14 protein-coding genes are annotated in these 14,135 nt (G+C 66.4%); 8 read left to right on the top strand and 6 right to left on the bottom strand.

Annotation, left to right across the window (positions count from 1 at the left end):
• Positions 1-6: 6 nt before the first annotated feature.
• Positions 7-513 carry a hypothetical protein gene (locus GGD82_RS15290; protein ID WP_150062996.1) on the bottom strand — a complete coding sequence of 169 codons (507 nt, stop codon included), beginning with the start codon at positions 511-513 and terminating at the stop codon, positions 7-9.
• Between the two features lie 391 nt (positions 514-904).
• On the opposite strand from GGD82_RS15290, the gene GGD82_RS15285 reads away from it, so the two are divergent.
• Positions 905-1,834 (top strand): exopolyphosphatase, encoded by a 930-nt coding sequence (locus tag GGD82_RS15285; protein WP_150062995.1) that lies wholly within the window; start codon positions 905-907, stop codon positions 1,832-1,834.
• A 561-nt stretch (positions 1,835-2,395) separates the two neighbouring features.
• A complete protein-coding gene (locus GGD82_RS15280; RefSeq protein ID WP_150062994.1) occupies positions 2,396-2,680 on the top strand; it encodes a hypothetical protein in 285 nt (94 codons plus the stop codon).
• 50 nt (positions 2,681-2,730) lie between these two features.
• On the opposite strand, the gene arfB is transcribed toward GGD82_RS15280, so the two are convergent.
• From arfB to GGD82_RS15260, 4 genes are all read right to left on the bottom strand, one after another.
• Entirely contained in the window at positions 2,731-3,150 is a 420-nt protein-coding gene (gene arfB, locus GGD82_RS15275) for an alternative ribosome rescue aminoacyl-tRNA hydrolase ArfB (protein ID WP_150062993.1), read from the bottom strand.
• A gap of 99 nt (positions 3,151-3,249) precedes the next feature.
• Positions 3,250-3,513, bottom strand: a complete 264-nt coding sequence (locus GGD82_RS15270; protein ID WP_150062992.1) for a glutaredoxin family protein — start codon at positions 3,511-3,513, stop codon at positions 3,250-3,252.
• A gap of 140 nt (positions 3,514-3,653) precedes the next feature.
• Positions 3,654-4,652, bottom strand: coding sequence for a tryptophan--tRNA ligase (gene trpS / locus GGD82_RS15265; RefSeq protein ID WP_150062991.1), 999 nt, complete (start codon positions 4,650-4,652; stop codon positions 3,654-3,656).
• A 114-nt stretch (positions 4,653-4,766) separates the two neighbouring features.
• Complete coding sequence (locus GGD82_RS15260; protein WP_150062990.1) at positions 4,767-5,849, bottom strand: AI-2E family transporter; 1,083 nt, start codon at positions 5,847-5,849, stop codon at positions 4,767-4,769.
• Positions 5,850-6,323: 474 nt separating this feature from the next.
• Here GGD82_RS15260 and GGD82_RS15255 point away from each other — a divergent pair, with 474 nt between their 5' ends.
• The 6 genes from GGD82_RS15255 (at position 6,324) to GGD82_RS15230 (ending at position 12,545) form a co-directional block, all read left to right on the top strand.
• Positions 6,324-7,364, top strand: coding sequence for a rod shape-determining protein (locus GGD82_RS15255; protein WP_150062989.1), 1,041 nt, complete (start codon positions 6,324-6,326; stop codon positions 7,362-7,364).
• A 153-nt stretch (positions 7,365-7,517) separates the two neighbouring features.
• Complete coding sequence (gene mreC / locus GGD82_RS15250) at positions 7,518-8,393, top strand: rod shape-determining protein MreC (RefSeq protein ID WP_150062988.1); 876 nt, start codon at positions 7,518-7,520, stop codon at positions 8,391-8,393.
• Positions 8,394-8,399: 6 nt separating this feature from the next.
• Entirely contained in the window at positions 8,400-8,915 is a 516-nt protein-coding gene (mreD, locus tag GGD82_RS15245; RefSeq protein WP_150062987.1) for a rod shape-determining protein MreD, read from the top strand.
• 12 nt (positions 8,916-8,927) lie between these two features.
• Positions 8,928-10,910, top strand: a complete 1,983-nt coding sequence (gene mrdA / locus GGD82_RS15240) for a penicillin-binding protein 2 (RefSeq protein WP_150062986.1) — start codon at positions 8,928-8,930, stop codon at positions 10,908-10,910.
• On the top strand, positions 10,907-12,070 hold the full coding sequence (gene rodA / locus GGD82_RS15235) for a rod shape-determining protein RodA (protein ID WP_246163939.1): 1,164 nt from the start codon (positions 10,907-10,909) through the stop codon (positions 12,068-12,070). Before mrdA ends, rodA begins: the two co-directional genes overlap by 4 nt.
• Before the next feature lie 85 nt (positions 12,071-12,155).
• Positions 12,156-12,545 carry a hypothetical protein gene (locus GGD82_RS15230; RefSeq protein ID WP_150062985.1) on the top strand — a complete coding sequence of 130 codons (390 nt, stop codon included), beginning with the start codon at positions 12,156-12,158 and terminating at the stop codon, positions 12,543-12,545.
• A gap of 62 nt (positions 12,546-12,607) precedes the next feature.
• On the opposite strand, the gene GGD82_RS15225 is transcribed toward GGD82_RS15230, so the two are convergent.
• Positions 12,608-13,954 (bottom strand): alanine/glycine:cation symporter family protein, encoded by a 1,347-nt coding sequence (locus GGD82_RS15225; protein WP_150062984.1) that lies wholly within the window; start codon positions 13,952-13,954, stop codon positions 12,608-12,610.
• Positions 13,955-14,135 lie beyond the last annotated feature (181 nt).

Raw genomic sequence — 14,135 nt, 5'->3', positions numbered from 1 at the left:
GAGTCCTTAAAGACGAGGGGGTGCCGGAAGATGCCCGCCGGGATAGACGGAGCCGTCCGCAGGATTGCGCCCCCCAGAATCGCCCCGAAAAGAGGGTGATCGGCCGGAGTCGCGCCCGCCGGGGCCCGGGGGTTGGGTGCCGGCGCCGGGGGCGTCCGGCGCGACGCAGGTGAAGTGAGCCCGCCAGGGCTGCATCAGGCGGCACTGCAAGAGGTCCTCGCTGTCGAAGCGGGCGGCGCGGCCGGTCTCGGCACAGACCGCGTTGGCCAGGGCGGCGACCTCGGCCGGAGACGTCTCGCCCTTGGCGTAGCAGACGACCGGCGCGTCGGGCGAGGAGGCGCCGACGGTCTGGGTGCTGCCCGCCTCGCGCCGGGCATCGACGAAGGGCGCCCCGCAGGCCGTCAGCAGAAGCGCCGCGGCCACGGCCGTCGCCACGGCCGGCACGGTCCGACGGCGGTGTGGCGCGGACCGAACGGCGGGGGCGGGGGGCTGGCGACAGGCGGTCAGGGGCATCGGAGGCGGTCCTGGCTGAAGGGGGCGACACCGTACCGGCCTCGGCGGCCGGCAACAAGCGCCGGGCAGGGAGTCCCGAATGGGGTCCGGGTGCGTCCTGCGCTGTCGTCCGTCCTGCTCTATGACGCCAGTGTGCCACTGCGGGGGGCATTCCAGGGTTTGACAGCGCTGTCGTCCAACCGCGCTTGCGCCCCGCCCCGAGGCTACAGTATGACGGAGCTCGGCGTGAGGCCCAAAAGGGGCTTTGTGGTGCCGACAAACGCTTTGGTCGCGTGCGGCTGGGCGATGCGCGCCAGACCGGACCGTGCACTGCGGACTCCGCGCGCGGTCGGGCGGTTCACGGGCCCGGACAACAGGCGGTACGACGCGCCGTACAAAAGGAGAAACGGGCATGGCGGACGCCAAGCATCGACTGGTGACGCGCAGCGATTTCGACGGTCTGGTCTGTGCCGCGCTGCTGAAGGAACTCGACCTCGTCGACGAGATCAAGTTCGTCCATCCGAAGGATATGCAGGACGGCAAGATCGACGTCACGGGCAACGATATCACGACGAACCTGCCATACGTGCCCGGCGTCCATCTCGCGTTCGACCACCACCTGTCGGAGACGGTCCGCGTTGGCCGCCATGACAACCACATCATTGATCCGCTGGCACCGTCGGCGGCGCGCGTCGTCTATGAGCACTTCGGCGGCAAAACGGCGTTCCCGCGCATTTCCGACGAGATGATGGAAGCGGTCGACAAGGCCGATTCCGCCCAATACGACAAGGACGAGGTTCTCAATCCCAAAGGCTGGGAACTCCTGAACTTCATCATGGACGCGCGCACCGGCCTGGGCCGCTTCCGCACCTTCCGGATCTCCAACTACGATCTGATGATGACGCTGATCGACTGCTGCCTCGATCACGGCATCGATGCCATCCTGGAGTTGCCCGACGTGCGCGAGCGCGTCGACCTGTACATGGAGCATCAGGAGCGCTTCAAGGATCAGCTCCAGCGCTGCGGTACGGTGCACGGGAACCTGGTGGTCCTGGACCTCCGTCAGGAGGAGACCATCTGGGCCGGCAACCGCTTCATGGTCTACGCGCTCTATCCCCAGTGCAACGTGTCGATACACGCGCTGTGGGGCCTGAAGCAGCAGAACACGGTGTTCGCGGTCGGCAAGTCGATCTTCGACCGGTCCTCCCGCACCAACATCGGCGCGCTGATGCTGGAATACGGCGGCGGCGGTCATCACGCCGCCGGAACCTGCCAGATCGCCAACGACAAGGCCCGCGACGTGATGGCCGAACTGGTGGCGCGGATCACCGCCGACGGCTGATCCGGCCCCGCGCGGGGCGCTCCCGCGCTTGCTTGGGAGCGCGGACACGCCCAGCCTTATCCGTCTCGGTATGTCGCGGGGCGGCCGCGTGTCGGAACGGTGCGTGAGCGCGCAGCTCCGGCTGGCCAACCCTCTTTGCGTGCAATGATGCCCGAGCCGATCATTGCGGAGAGGGTGTCGGATGCGCCTGTTCGATATTGGGAAAGCGGTGGTGCACGGTGTCCCGTCTCGGAGCCGGGATGGTTCTGACACATTACATTTGGTACGTTGATCGCAAGAAAAATGGTTGCGCGGGCTATCACAACATTTGCAATTCGATTTGGGGTTGGGTCTGTTGCGGGCGTGGTGTTGGCACAGGGTGTTCTTGAACGCGCATCGAATGCCTCGCACAGGCTTCGGGCGACTAATCCAAGCATATATAATAGATTGAGAGCTTAATCTCTTGATTTTTTGTGTTTTCTTTTAGAGAATGGTCTTGCTTAATTTATTTAATATAGTGCGCAATCGAGTAAAATCTCAGTTTAAGTTGTGGGCATTTGTAAAAATTGGGGACGCCCTTAAATGAAGCGCGTTATGCCATATCTAGTCCAATTTTTTATTGACATGGCAGGCACCGTCCTCCTGAGCGTGTACATTATGTCGTCGTTGGTCGGCTGCTTTCTTCTGTTTTATCTCAGCCACGATGCTTACACTGCGCTTGGCGTGCGTGATGCTGACCTAGCCGCGTTCGGCACATCGGTCGCCGTGTTTTTTCTGCTGGGCGCGTGTTATGTGGGTGTGGCGGTGGCCATTCACCGGCGCCGCGCTGTTCGGCGCCCCACGGTGGATCCGAAGCGCGGCCGGTAAAGGCTGCGGCGCCCGCCGGTATCACGACACCAACCAGTATCCGTTCTGGCTCAATCCAGGTTCGGGCGGCCGCGCAGGGATTTCGTGCGGCCGCGCTGGGCCTTGCTGGCCAGCCGCCGCTCTTTCGCGGCGCGGCCGGGGCGGGTCGGTGTGCGCGACCGGGGCACATATGTGGCTTGGCGGATGAGCTCGGCCAACCGTTCCCGCGCATCGGCGCGGTTGCGCTCCTGCTGACGGAAGCGGTCGGCGTTGATGACCAGGACGCCGTCGCGCGTCAAGCGCCGCCCGGCGAGCCGTTCCAGCCGGGTCCGCACCGCGTCGGGCAGCGACGGCGAGCGGCGCACGTCAAAGCGCAGGCACACGGCCGTCTCGACCTTGTTGACGTTCTGGCCGCCGGGACCGGAGGCGCGCGCGAAGGTCTCCTCGATCTCGGTGTCGGGAATCGCCAGGGTCGGTGTCACGGTCAGCATGGCGGAACGGGCTCCGTTCGGGCCGGGGCGCCGCGCCGCCGAAAGGGGAGGGCCGGTGCGGGGGGGCGCATGGCGCGGCTCCCGGCCCGGCCGACCCCTTTAGCTGGCGGCGCCTGCGGCCTTCAGCTTTTCGAGCAGCGCCTGCTCGTATTGCTTCAGCGTGTCGTATCCGCCGATCAGGTGACCATCCATCAGGATCTGCGGCACCGTCTTGGCGTCCGGCAGCCGCTGCTTCATCTCGGTGAAGGCCGCCGCGGTGGACACATCGTGCTCGGTGTAGGAAATGCCGTGCTCCTGCATCCAGGCCTTGGCCTTGGCGCAGAACGTGCAACTGGATTTCGTATAGATCTCGACCTGAACCATGCGTGTCGTCCTCCTTGCACCGGAACGGGGTCGATATAGGCCGGACACCCCCGCCCCCGCAACCCGCGCGCCCGAGGGAGCCGCGCGCGATGGCCGCGTTTCCGATGGGCGCGCCTTGGAAGGACCCCGGCCGTGTCCCGTCAGGGACGCAGGAAGCCGACCGTCTCGTAGACCTCGTCCAGGATCGGGCCGGCGATGGCCTGGGCGCGCTCCGCCCCGCGCTTCAGGATGGCGTCGATCTCGTCGGGGTTGGCGAGCAGGCGGTTCATTTCGGCGTTCATGGGGCCGAGCACCTCCACGGACAGGTCGGTCAGGGACTGCTTGAAGGCGCTGAAGGGCTGGCCGCCATGCTCGGCCAGCACCGCCTCGCGGGTCGAGTCCGACAGGGCGGCGAAGATGCCGACCAGATTCGCGGCTTCCGGCCGGTTCTCTAGGCCTGCGATCTCGCTGGGCAGCGGCTCCGGGTCGGTCTTGGCCTTGCGGATCTTCTGGGCGATCAGGTCGGCGTCGTCACGCAGGTTGATGCGCGAAAAATCCGATGTCTCGGACTTGCTCATCTTCTTGGAGCCGTCGCGCAGGGACATGACGCGCGTCGCGGTGCCCAGGATCAACGGCTCCGTGATCGGGAACACCTCGCGCCCGAAGTCGTTGTTGAACTTCTGGGCGATGTCACGGGTCAGCTCCAGGTGCTGCTTCTGGTCTTCGCCCACCGGCACATGGGTGGCCTTGTACAGCAGGATGTCCGCCGCCATCAGGTCCGGATAAGCGAACAGCCCGACCGAGGCGTTTTCCTTGTGCTTGCCGGCCTTTTCCTTGAACTGCGTCATGCGGTTCAGCCAGCCCATGCGGGCGACGCAGTTGAACACCCACGCCAGTTGGGCGTGCCCCGGCACGGCGGACTGGTGGAAGATGATGCAGGCTTCGGGGTCGATGCCGGCGGCGATGTAGGCCGCCGTGACTTCGCGCGTGGTCCGAGTCAGTTCCGCCGGGTCCTGCCACACGGTGATCGCGTGCATATCGACGACGCAGAAGATGCTTTCGTAGTCCTTCTGCAGCTGAACCCAGTTGCGGATCGCGCCAAGATAGTTGCCGAGATGCAGGTTACCGGTCGGCTGAACGCCGGAGAAGATACGCTTCATCGTGGAGGGTGTCCGAACGAAAGGAAGGATGGCGGCGGGTTAGACCAATCCCGCCCTCCGGTCAACCGGGATGGCCGTTGTGCGCCCGTGTCGGCACGGAGCGCCCGTGTGGCGTCAGGCGCCGGTCGTCTGCTCCTGGTTTTCGGCGTGGCGCAATTGTCCGTCGCTGGACAGGAGGATGGCGATCGGCCGGGTGGCCGGGAAGTAGGACATCACGATCATGATGATCCCCGTCAGCGGCACGCAGAGGAACATGCCGACGACGCCCCAGACGCTGCCCCAGATCACCAGCGACAGGATCACGACCAGCGGGCTGAGGTTCAGGGACTGCCCCATCAGGCGTGGTTCCAGGATGTTGCCGATGGAGAACTGAAAGCTGCCGAGGACCCCGGCGACCACCAGCGCCTGCGCCGGCGTATCGAACTGGACCAGCGCCAGAACGGCGGGAAACGCCACCCCGAGCAGTGAGCCGATGGTCGGGATATAGTTCAGCAGAAAGATGACGACGGCCCAGAACGGCGCGTAGTCCACGCCCACGATCAACAGAACCCCGTAGCTGACGGCCCCGGTCAACAGGCTGGTCAGCGTTTTGATCCAGACGTAGGTCTTGATGTCCACCTGGATCCGACTCAGCAGGGTCCGGACCCAGTTTTCCCGCTCCGGGTCGGGAAACAGGGCGTGCAGCTTGGCGCCGAACCGCCGCTGTTCCACCAGCAGGAACAGGGTGTAGACCAGGATCAGCCCGGCCTGTCCGACCAAGCTCGACACCGCGCTTGCGATCTGTGGGACCAGATCCGCGATCTGGATCTGCTGGATGAGGTCCTCGATATTGACCGGACCGTTGAACCCGAACAGCGTCGCGGTATCATGCAGCAGCGAGCGCAGGTTCTTCTGGTATTCGGGGGCGGCCTCCGTAACGTCGGCGATGTTCTGGCTCGCCATGCGCCCGAACAGAATGAGCAACAGCGTGATGACGCCCAGCGCCAGCGCCATGCACACCTTGCCCGGCAGGCGCGGGCCGATCCGGGGCAGGGTGCCGATCCCCTCCGCCAGCGCGTTGATGAAGTACCAGACGATGACCGCCACCGCGAAGGGCACCAGGATGTCCTTGCCGACGATCAATAGGGCGCCCAGCAGCACCACGGCGCCGAACCACAGAATGCCCGTCAGTGTGCGTATCAGTCCTTCGCCGGCCATGGGGGTGCGGCCTCCTTCTGATAGGTGTCGCGCGCGCAAGAACGATCATACCACCACGCCATGGAGGGAAAAGACAGCCGGCACGGCGCGATGGTTGACGGTTCGTTCACGATGACGACGATAAAATGTCTTCCTATCATTCACGAGCGATTGACATCGGGGTGGGAACGTTCCTTGATTTCGTCCGCGGGTGAAACGCGACTACCATCCCTTGGATCATCCGGCGGTCGAACCGCCGCGGTCCCGGGGCTGCCGTCTGCGCAGGGCATCGAGACCCTCTTCGGGGCCGGGAAAGGCATGGACAGCACGCCCCGCCATCGGGCATATGACCGCATCGGGCGGGTGGCGGCGCGCGCCGGATCCCTTGAATGTGCCCGTATCACAGGGCAGCGGCCGGGTAGGGCGCCGATCCGGGAGGAGCCGGGACGTGAGGCTGTCGCATTGAAACGCGAGACGCGGGGTGAGTGAGGACACATGTTTTCCAGGATGACGGGGTGGCTGTCCGCCGACATGGCCATCGACTTGGGCACCGCCAACACCCTCGTGTACGTGAAAGGGCGCGGCATCGTCCTCAACGAACCCTCCGTGGTTGCGATCGCGGAACACAAGGGCCGCAAGCAGGTCCTGGCCGTGGGTGACGAGGCCAAGCAGATGCTGGGCCGCACGCCGGGGAACATCCAGGCCATTCGGCCGCTTCGCGACGGCGTCATCGCCGATTTCGAGGTGGCGGAAGAAATGATCAAACATTTCATCCGCAAGGTTCACAACCGGCGCAGCTTCGCCAGCCCGATGGTGATCATTTGCGTGCCCTCCGGCTCCACCGCCGTCGAGCGCCGCGCCATCCAGGAAAGCGCCGAGGCCGCCGGAGCCCGCCGCGTCTATCTGATCGAAGAGCCCATGGCCGCCGCCATCGGCGCCGGCCTGCCGGTGACCGAGCCGACAGGCTCCATGGTCGTGGACATCGGCGGCGGTACCACCGAGGTGGCCGTCCTGTCCCTGGGCGGCATCGTGTACGCCCGCTCGGTCCGGGTCGGCGGCGACAAGATGGACGAGGCGATCATCGCCTACATCCGCCGCAACCATAATCTCCTGGTCGGCGAGGGCTCGGCGGAACGGATCAAGAAGGACATCGGCAGCGCCTGCGCGCCCGCCGAAGGCCCGGGCCGCACCATCGAGATCAAGGGCCGCGACCTGATGAACGGCGTGCCCAAGGAGCTTGTCATCAGCGAGGCCCAGATCGCCGACAGTCTGGGCGAGCCGGTCGCCGCCATCGTCGAGGCGGTCAAGGTCGCGCTGGAGCACACGGCGCCCGAACTGGCCGCCGATATCGTCGACAAGGGAATCGTGCTCACGGGCGGCGGTGCGCTGCTCAGCAATCTGGACTTCGTGTTGCGCATGTCGACCGGTCTGCCGGTCTCCATCGCCGACGATCCTCTCTCCTGCGTTGCTCTCGGTACCGGGCGTGCGCTGGAGGAAATGAAGAAGCTGCGGAACGTTCTGACGACGATGTACTAGGTCCGGGCATCCGGTCCGGGACCGCGCGGTTCCGATCCATCCGTTTGAGGTGTCGGCGTACCTGCCGTGCCCGCCCTTTCGGGAGCGCGCGGATCGACGATCGACCCAAAACCGCGCACCCGCCCGCTTGTGTCGGCGACGAGGCAGCCCGCAATGCAGCCCAACGGCCAGATGTCCCGTTTCGGGGCCATGAAGGTGGCCTTGCACCGGCTCGCCTTCGTCGTGCTGGTGGTGGCGGCGTTCGGCCTGATGCTCCTGGGGAAGGCCGACACGGTGCTGGTCGCGCGCCTGAGCCACACGGTGACCGATGCGTTGGCCCCGGTGCTGGAGGTCATGTCGAAACCGGCCGCCAGCGTCGGTGCGGTGATGAACAACATCCGTGAACTCGCCGCCATCCGCGAGGAGAACGCCCGTCTGCGTGAGGAGAACCAGCGCCTGCTGCGCTGGCAGACCCTGGCCCGCCAGCTCCAGGTGGAGAACCAGCGGCTGCGCGAGCTGTCGAATCTCGTGCCGGATCCGCGCCCTGGTTACATCACGGGCCGGATCGTGGCGGACACGGGCGGTGTGTTCGCCCGCAGCCTGCTGGTGACGGCCGGCGCCCGCGACGGCGCCCGCAAGGGGCAGGTGGTGGTCGCGGCGGAGGGCCTGGTGGGGCGCTTGACGGAGGTCGGGCACCGCTCCAGTCGGGTGCTGCTGCTGACCGACATCAATTCGCGGGTACCGGTCATCATGGAGGAAAGCCGCGCGCGGGCGATCCTGCTCGGCACCAACGACAACCAGCCGGAGTTGGCGTTCTTGAAGGCCAAGACCGGCATCTCGCCCGGGGACCGAATCGTCACCTCGGGGGTGGCGGGGGCCTTTCCGCCCGGGATACCGGTGGGGGTAGTCGCCTCGGTGGATGAGGGCCACATCCGGGTTGAGCTGTTCATCGAGGAAGGCCGCCTGGAGCTGGTGCGCATCCTGGATTTCGGCACGGAGGGCATCGTGGCCGATCCCGGGCCGGGGACGCCCCCCGACGCGACGGAGTAAACGGCCATGCGGCCGACGCTATGGCAGATCCTGGACCAGACGGCGCGGCGCCTGCTGCCGTTCGCGCTGTCGCTTCTGCTTCTGCTGCTGGCGATCGCGCCGATGACGAGCCCCGGCTTCATGCGGGCCGGCCCGATGGTCACGCTGCTGTGCGTGTACTACTGGGCGGTCCACCGGCCGGACATGATGGGGTATCTTGGGGGCTTCCTCCTGGGTTTGCTGGAGGACATCCTGATGAACACCCCGCTGGGCGTCAGTTCGCTGGTGCTGATGCTGACCCAGTTCGTGGTTCTGACCCAGTACCGCTTTTTCGTGGGCAAGCCGTTCCTGATCACCTGGTGGGCGCTGGCGCTGGTGGCGCTCGGGGCGATCCTGTTGAAGGCGCTGGCGGTGGCGCTGCTGTCCGGCTATGTCGTGGCCCCCGCGCCCTTGGCGACCAGTTACGGCTTGACCCTGCTGTTGTATCCGATCCTGGCCTGGGGCTTTGATCGGACCCATTTCCTGCTGACCAAGGAGTCGTGAGGACGGCGCGCCATGCAGAAGGACGGTGATCGGTCAAAGGTGTTCACCCGCCGGGTCGTGTTGCTGGCCGGCGGCAAGGCGCTGCTGGTCACGCTGCTGGGCGCGCGGATGTACTACCTCCAGGTCATGGAGGCCGAGAAGTACCGCACCCTCGCCGAGGAAAACCGCATCAACATGCGGCTGATTCCCCCGCCGCGCGGGCGTATCGTCGATCGCCACGGGGTGCCGCTGGCGGTCAACCGGCAGAACTTCCGCGCCCTGGTCATCGCGGAGCGGACCCGGGATCTGGAGCAAACGCTCGCGACCTTCGGCCGGCTGGTGCCGTTGACGGACTATGACCGCCAGCGGGTCATCAAGGAAATCAAGCGTCGCCGCAGTTTCGTGCCCGTCGCCGTGCGGGAGAACCTGACCTGGGAGCAGATGGCGATCGTGCAGGTGCACGCGCCCGATCTGCCCGGTGTGTCCATCGACGAGGGCCTGACCCGCGATTACCCCTACGCCGATATGGCCTCGCACATTCTCGGTTACGTCGCTTCCGTGTCCGAGGAGGACATCGACGCCGGCAACGATCCGCTGCTGCAACTGCCGGACTTCCGCATCGGTAAGGCGGGCATCGAGAAGGTGTACGACCTGCCCCTGCGGGGCACCAGCGGCACCAGCCAGGTGGAGGTCAACGCGGTCGGTCGCATGATCCGCGAGCTGCGTCGCGAGGATGGGGAGCCCGGCCACGAGGTCCAACTGACCCTGGACATGCGGTTGCAGGACTACGTCTCGCGCCGTCTGGGCGATGAAAGCGCCGCTTGCGTGGTGATGGACGTGCACACGGGTGAACTGCTGGCGATGTCCTCGATGCCGGCCTACGACCCGAACGCCTTCGCCCGGGGCCTGAGCAACGCCGAGTGGGGGGAACTGGCCGGAAACCCGCGCGCCCCCCTGCGCAACAAGGCGCTGGCGGGGCAGTATTCCCCCGGCTCCACCTTCAAGATGGTCGTGGCGCTGGCGGCTCTGGAAAGCGGCATCATGACGCCCGAGCAAACCGTCTACTGCCCCGGGTTCCTGCAACTGGGCAACCATAGGTTCCATTGCTGGAAGCGGTGGGGGCATGGGCACATGAACCTGACCTCGGCCATCGAACAATCCTGCGACGTCTATTTCTACGAGGTTTCGCGACGCATCGGGATCGAGCGTATCGCAGAGATGGCGAACCGCCTCGGCCTGGGAGCCCCGCTCAACATTGAACTGCCGGGCGAGGCGGCGGGGCTGATCCCCACCAAGGCGTGGAAGTCGGCGACTCTCGGCCAGCCGTGGGTGCAGGGCGAGACCCTGGTGGCCAGCATCGGGCAGGGCTATGTCCTGGCCACGCCGCTTCAGTTGGCGGTCATGACGGCGCGCATCGCCAACGACGGCCTGGCCGTGCGCCCGACGCTGTCGCGTCAGGCCATGGTCGATGGCAGCCTTCAGGAGCAGCCGACCCCGGCGTTCGAGACCCTGGGCATTTCCCGCTCCTCGCTGGCGGTGGTCCGGAACGCGATGTGGCGGGTGCTCAACGGCAATCGCGGCACCGCACGGGCCTCGGCCATTGATCTCGATGGGATCACCATGGCCGGCAAGACCGGGACATCGCAGGTCCGCCGCATCAGCATGCAGGAGCGTCAGAGCGGCGTGCGCGGCAACGACGAACTGCCGTGGAAATACCGCGATCACGCCCTGTTCGTCGCTTACGCCCCGGCGGAGGCGCCGCGCTACGCCATTTCGGTCATCGTTGAGCATGCGGGAGGCGGGTCGCGCTACGCTGCGCCGATCGCCCACGACGTCATGATGGAAACCCTGCGGCTGGATCCGTCGCGCCGCCGCGCCCCCGAAGAACTCGCGGCCATCGTGGACAACCCGCCGCCGACCCCGGCGGAACGCCAGGCCGCCGAGGCGAACGCCGACGGTGCGGCGGCCGGTCCGGACGGGGGCGGTGGGGCGCCGACGGGGGAGCGCACGGAATGATCAACGACGGCTTGATGACGGCGCGTTTGCGCCGGGGCGAAATGACGCTGGGCGAAAAGCTCTGGCAGATGAGCTGGTCGCTGCTGTTCCTGATCGGCACTCTCGCCGGGATCGGCGTCCTCATGCTGTACTCCGCCGCCAACGGCAACATGGAGCCCTGGGCGTCGCGGCATATCGCGCGCTTCGGGGTTGGGCTGGTGTTGCTGGTGACCATTGCTCTGGTCGATATCCGGCAGTGGATGCGCTACGCCTACTGGCTCTATGCGCTGGCGTTCGTCCTGCTGGTGGCCGTGGAGATCAAGGGCACCATCGGGATGGGCGCCCAGCGGTGGATCGACCTGGGCTTTTTCCAACTTCAGCCGTCCGAACTGATGAAGGTGGCCCTGGTGCTGGCGCTGGCGCGGTTTTTCCACGGCGCGGACCTTCAGGATGTGGCGCGGCCCTTGTACCTGATCGGGCCGGCCCTGCTGGCGCTGGCGCCGGTGGCGCTGGTGCTGAAGCAGCCGGACTTGGGCACGGCGTTGATGCTGCTGGCCGGCGGGGGGGTGCTGTTCTTCGCCGCCGGGGTGCGGCTGTGGCTGTTCGGCGTGGTTCTGGTCGCGGGGTTGGGTACGATCCCGGTCGCCTGGCAATTCCTGCATGACTACCAGAAGGACCGGGTCCTGACCTTTATCCATCCGGAGCGCGATCCGTTGGGGGCCGGCTACCATATCCTTCAGTCCAAGATCGCGTTGGGCTCTGGCGGAATGATGGGTAAGGGCTTCCTTCAAGGGACCCAGAGCCACCTGAACTTCCTGCCGGAGAAGCAGACGGATTTTATTTTCGTCATGCTGGCCGAGGAATTCGGCATGTTTGCCGGCATGGGCTTGCTGGTTCTGTACGTCCTGGTGCTGGCCTATGGGATGGGCATCGCCATCCGGGCGCGCAATCAGTTCGGGCGGCTGGTGGCCATCGGTGTGACCTCGACCTTCTTTCTGTACGTGTTCATCAACGTCGCCATGGTGATGGGGCTGATCCCGGTGGTCGGGGTGCCCTTGCCGCTGGTCTCCTATGGCGGTACGGCCATGCTGACCCTGATGATCGCCTTCGGCCTGCTGATGAGCGTCTGGGTCCACCGGGATGTGCAGATCGGACGGCGCGGAGCCTACGACGATGGCTGACAGGGCGGGCCGCTCAAGGTCGGGGTCCGGGAGCCTGACGCGATCGGGACGGCGGCGGCCGCCGTCGCTCGACGATCCGCGGGCGGTGGACGCCGCGTTGCATGCGGCGGTGGCTCAACTCGAGTCCGTCTTGGCGGAGCAGGAAAGTGCAACCAACCGCATTCTCGGGCTGGCCGAACTGCTGATGGCGCATGCGCCGGATGCCGCGACGCGGCTGCGCATCGAAGCGATTATGGAGACCTGCGCGTTTCAGGACGTGACCGGGCAACGGATCCGGCGCGTGCGGGGCCTGTTGTCCCGCCTGACGACGCTGCGCGGTGGGCCGTTCCGGTTGGGGCCGCGCTCCAGCGCCCCCACCAGTCCCCGTCCGACACCCGTGCCGGCCCGCGACGCTGGGGATGGCGCGGATGCCGGGGAGGACGGCGAGAAGGGGCTGACCCAGGCGGACGTCGATCGCCTGTTGCACAATCGGTGAGCCAAGCCGTCCGACGGACCCGGGGACGGCGGCTGGCCGCGCCCCGGGTCCGCCGCGTCCGCTTACTTCTCCGGCAGAGACTTGAAGTAGGTGCGGCTGACCGCGAACACGGTGCCGCTCAGGGCGATCAGGGCGATCAGGTTCGGAATCGCCATCAGCGCGTTCATGATGTCGGCCACGGTCCAGATCAGGCCCAGGTTTCCGACGGCGCCGACAACGACGCCCACGACCCACAGCAGGCGGAACGGCAGCACGACCTTCGGGCCGAAAATGAACTGCGCCGCGCGTTCGCCGTAGTAGCTCCAGCCCAGAATGGTGGTGAAGGCAAACACGACCAGCCCGATGGTCACGATCCAGTCGCCGCCGGGCAGGCCGGTGTCGAACGCCAGCGCCGACAGTTCGGCCCCCGTCTGGCCGCTGGTCCAGGCGCCCGTGGTCAGGATGACGAGGGCGGTCATGGTGCAGACCAGGATGGTGTCGATGAACGTGCCGAGCATGGCCACGCAGCCCTGACGCACCGGGTCATTGGTCTTCGCCGCGGCATGGGCGATGGGCGCGCTGCCCAGGCCGGCCTCGTTGGAGAACACGCCGCGTGCGACACCGAAGCGGATGGCGGCCATGACGCCGGCGCCGGCGAAACCGCCCGCGGCTGCCGTTCCGGTGAAGGCGTCCGTGAAGATCAGCGACAGGGCGGCCGGAACATCGGCGTAGTTGACGCCCAGGATCGTCAGCGCGCTGATGATGTAGAGCACGGCCATCAGGGGCACGAGATGCTCGGCGACACTGCCGATTCGCTTCACACCGCCGATGATGACCATGAAGGTCAGCGCGGCCAGGACAAGGCCGGTGGCCAGCGTCGGAATGCCGACGGTGCCTTCCAGCGCCTGCGCGACCGAGTTGGACTGCACGGTGTTGCCGATGCCGAACGCGGCGATGGTGGCGAACAGCGCGAACAGCCAGCCCAGCCAGGCCCAGCGTCGGCCCAGGCCGTTGCGGATGTAGTACATCGGGCCGCCGACGTAGCGCCCGTTCGCGTCGGTTTCGCGGTAGCGCACCGCGAGCACGGCCTCGGCGTACTTCGTCGCCATGCCGACCAGGGCGGTCAGCCACATCCAGAACACGGCGCCGGGGCCGCCCAGGAAGATGGCGGTGGCGACACCGGCGATGTTGCCGGTGCCGATGGTGGCGGACAGCGCGGTGGTCAGAGCCTGGAAGGGCGTGATTTCACCCTCGTGGCCGGCCGCGACCTTGCGGCCGCCCACCATGAGGCGGAAGCCGTAGAACAGTTTGCGCTGGGGAAGAAATGCTAAGCCGAGCGTCAGGTACAGGCCCGCGCCCAGAAGAAGGACCAGCATCACGGGGCCCCAGACAAACCCGCTTACCTGTCCAAGAAATTCTGAAATGTCCATTGTCCCATTGACCTTTCCTGCGGCCGATGCCGCTAGAGTGGCAGGGGACGCGGGCCCGGGACGGACACGCGCCGTTGTGTATCACTGTCTGTCTAAAGGTCTTGCCACCCCCGCGGCAACTGTCCAGGGGTATGCTCGGCGGCAATCGCGCGTCGGTCAGCCGTCGGTCGGGGCTCCCATG

The organism is Roseospira marina (assembly GCF_014197855.1).
Lineage (GTDB): Bacteria > Pseudomonadota > Alphaproteobacteria > Rhodospirillales > Rhodospirillaceae > Rhodospira > Rhodospira marina.
This window is presented reverse-complemented; position numbering and strand designations above follow the sequence as displayed.

What these genes read in the sequence shown, in the direction of transcription:
- GGD82_RS15290 (WP_150062996.1), bottom strand. Translation starts at nt 513, where the DNA reads ATGCCCCTGACCGCCTGTCGCCAGCCCCCCGCCCCCGCCGTTCGGTCC.
- GGD82_RS15285 (WP_150062995.1), top strand. Translation starts at nt 905, where the DNA reads ATGGCGGACGCCAAGCATCGACTGGTGACGCGCAGCGATTTCGACGGT.
- GGD82_RS15280 (WP_150062994.1), top strand. Translation starts at nt 2,396, where the DNA reads ATGAAGCGCGTTATGCCATATCTAGTCCAATTTTTTATTGACATGGCA.
- arfB (WP_150062993.1), bottom strand. Translation starts at nt 3,150, where the DNA reads ATGCTGACCGTGACACCGACCCTGGCGATTCCCGACACCGAGATCGAG.
- GGD82_RS15270 (WP_150062992.1), bottom strand. Translation starts at nt 3,513, where the DNA reads ATGGTTCAGGTCGAGATCTATACGAAATCCAGTTGCACGTTCTGCGCC.
- trpS (WP_150062991.1), bottom strand. Translation starts at nt 4,652, where the DNA reads ATGAAGCGTATCTTCTCCGGCGTTCAGCCGACCGGTAACCTGCATCTC.
- GGD82_RS15260 (WP_150062990.1), bottom strand. Translation starts at nt 5,849, where the DNA reads ATGGCCGGCGAAGGACTGATACGCACACTGACGGGCATTCTGTGGTTC.
- GGD82_RS15255 (WP_150062989.1), top strand. Translation starts at nt 6,324, where the DNA reads ATGTTTTCCAGGATGACGGGGTGGCTGTCCGCCGACATGGCCATCGAC.
- mreC (WP_150062988.1), top strand. Translation starts at nt 7,518, where the DNA reads ATGCAGCCCAACGGCCAGATGTCCCGTTTCGGGGCCATGAAGGTGGCC.
- mreD (WP_150062987.1), top strand. Translation starts at nt 8,400, where the DNA reads ATGCGGCCGACGCTATGGCAGATCCTGGACCAGACGGCGCGGCGCCTG.
- mrdA (WP_150062986.1), top strand. Translation starts at nt 8,928, where the DNA reads ATGCAGAAGGACGGTGATCGGTCAAAGGTGTTCACCCGCCGGGTCGTG.
- rodA (WP_246163939.1), top strand. Translation starts at nt 10,907, where the DNA reads ATGATCAACGACGGCTTGATGACGGCGCGTTTGCGCCGGGGCGAAATG.
- GGD82_RS15225 (WP_150062984.1), bottom strand. Translation starts at nt 13,954, where the DNA reads ATGGACATTTCAGAATTTCTTGGACAGGTAAGCGGGTTTGTCTGGGGC.